This is a genomic window from Mesorhizobium sp. M7A.F.Ca.CA.004.12.1.1 (genome assembly GCF_003997835.1).
GTDB lineage: Bacteria > Pseudomonadota > Alphaproteobacteria > Rhizobiales > Rhizobiaceae > Mesorhizobium.
The window spans coordinates 1-2,252 of record NZ_RZRK01000925.1 but is presented as its reverse complement, the minus strand read 5'-3'; the positions used below and the strand labels follow the sequence as shown (position 1 = coordinate 2,252).

General features: G+C 62.5%; 3 protein-coding genes. All 3 read right to left on the bottom strand.

Annotation, left to right across the window (positions count from 1 at the left end; genetic code table 11):
- Positions 1-510 (bottom strand): formylmethanofuran dehydrogenase subunit C (locus tag EN984_RS31790; protein ID WP_127384227.1); only part of this gene is annotated, 510 nt, incomplete at its 3' end.
- Positions 507-1,415, bottom strand: a complete 909-nt coding sequence (fhcD, locus tag EN984_RS31785; protein WP_127327940.1) for a formylmethanofuran--tetrahydromethanopterin N-formyltransferase — start codon at positions 1,413-1,415, stop codon at positions 507-509. The genes fhcD and EN984_RS31790, both read right to left, overlap by 4 nt.
- Positions 1,403-2,252 (bottom strand): amidohydrolase family protein (locus EN984_RS31780; protein ID WP_164765795.1); only part of this gene is annotated, 850 nt, incomplete at its 5' end. The genes EN984_RS31780 and fhcD, both read right to left, overlap by 13 nt.

The following is a 2,252-nucleotide window of genomic DNA, read 5'->3' as shown; positions in this document are numbered from 1 at the left end:
TTTCAGCACCGCGATCAGGCCGCGCCGCATGCGGTCCGCAGCGAAGGCGCCCGCCTTGCCCCTGACGATCAACACACCGCCGTTCATGCCGGCCAGTTCCCCGACGAGCGGCGCACCGAGGTGGTCGCCGGCATTGCCTGTTATCTCAAGCCTGCCGCCACGCATGCCGGAGCCGGCGTATGGACCCGCATTGCCTTCGATCGTGAGCTCCCCACCGCGCATGGCGCGCCCGGCCTGGGCGCCCGCATTGCCAACGAGGCGAACCGACCCACCCCGCATGCCTTGCGCCACAAGGTCAAGGCGCGTGCTTCCGCCTTCGAACACGATGTTTGTCGGATCGCTGCCGGCGACGCGAAAAATGTCGCCCACCTTCGATCCGTGTTTCGACATGCCGATCTGGATTCTTTCGACGTCGCGCCTTTCGATCCCGGCCAGCCGCTCCGGCGTCAGCGGCGATAGGTCAAGGCGCTCCGGCGGCTCGGCAACCAGGGTGAAGGTCAGCGCCTTCATGGCAGCATATCCTTCAGCGAGTAGATGAATTTCCCGAGCTTGCCGCCGTAATTGCCGGCGCTGATCCGAACCGCGCCTCTTTTCGGGCCGAGTTCTATGACAGCCTTGATGCCTGCCTTCATCGCGGCGGCAACTGCATCATTGGTTTCACCATCGATGACGATTTCCAGGACGGCGTTGATGTCGGGACCGAGCTCACTCGCGACGACACCGCGCAGCGTTGGCGCGTAGGCTTCGTTGGCCGAAGCGATCATGCCTTTGTATTTGCCACCTATCTTGGAACCCGAACGGGCAATGCCGCCCGGAAACGGCACGATGGCGCCAGGCACCATGCCGATCGCAGCGACCGCGGCCTCGGCAGCGGCCAAAGCGTTGGCGCTGTTTTGCGCCATGACAAAGAAATTGCCGCCACCGACAGCTTCCTTCGTCAGTCCGGTCGTTGCTTCGCACAGGAACTCGCCATCCATGACGGGAATACGCCAGAAATGCCTGTCGCCGATCTTCTTGGAGATTTGCCAGCCGTCGCCGAAATAACGCAGCGCCGAACCGAGCTTGAGCTCGGCGCTGCCTTGCAGCCCGGCAAAGCAGGCGGAACCCGGCGAGGTCAAAACGCACTGGCCGACACGATTGAGCAGTTGCTTCTGCAATTCGTCCGTTCCCATCGCGAAGATCATGACGCGGCAGCCCGGCCGGCCATCCGGTGTGGCCGAGGGCGGCAGGTCGATCTCGATTGCCGCTTCGCAGCCGCAACCGATCACCGAGGTGGCGAATCCGGTCATCGTGATCGCCGCCTGGCGAGCCCATTTCCGGCTCGGCGCGGTGATGACGATGGCGGTTGCGCGCATGCCGAAGGCTTCCGCGAAGGTATCGTCGATCGTCATCCCATTGACGCTCATGTTCGGCATGGCACCTCGCCGAATGGCTGTTCGCGCGCAATCGCGGAATCCGGAAAATTGAACCAGTCCAGCGACAGGCCGTAGCGCTGCTGGTGATAGTCCTCGAGCCGTCGCACCATTGCCTTGTCGACAGGCGGCTTGAGCCTCAATGCCTTGCCCCAGCGGTAATGGATGATTTCCCCATCTTGCACGACGAGATCGCCATCCTTGAAAACATACGCCGCCTGTCCGAGCATTTTCGCGATACTGCGGTCCCTGCGATAGACAGCGATGTCGGCTATTGCACCGGCGCCGAGATGGCCTCGATCCGTCAAGCCGAGCAGCTTGGCCGGCGCCGCGCGCGTCATGATGGCGATTTCCTCGAACGTGTATTCGCGGTCGATTGCGGCCAGGGTAGAGAGCGCCAGGGCGGATCGTGAAAGTCCAGCGGTCATTTCGGCGCGCGCTTCCCGGCTCATCAGCAGTTCGAACAGCGCCGGATAAGCCGTAAAAGGTGCACCGTTGGGATGATCGGTGGTGAAGAACACACGCCAGGGATCGTCGATCAGGAGAAAAAGCTCGAGCCCGATCGCCCACTGCATCGTGCCGTAGAAGTCCTTGCCATAACTGTAGGGCACGATGCCGCCGCCATTGCCGTCACCATCATGAATGACGGTCTTTTTCGGGTGCGCGCTGCCACGCGCCGAAAACTGCCGCATGACGTCGGAGGAGACCGTGACCGTCTGGCCGAACATGACCTGGCCGATATCGATGGTGACTTCCGGCGTCGCGTTGACCAGTTCGGCAAGCCGTGCGGCGGCGGAAGAAAACCCGCGTTTTCCTTCCGTGCCATAGCCATAGAACGGG

Bases quoted from the DNA above. Each gene is read 5' to 3' on its own strand.
- fhcD (WP_127327940.1), bottom strand. From the start codon at position 1,415: ATGCCGAACATGAGCGTCAATGGGATGACGATCGACGATACCTTCGCG.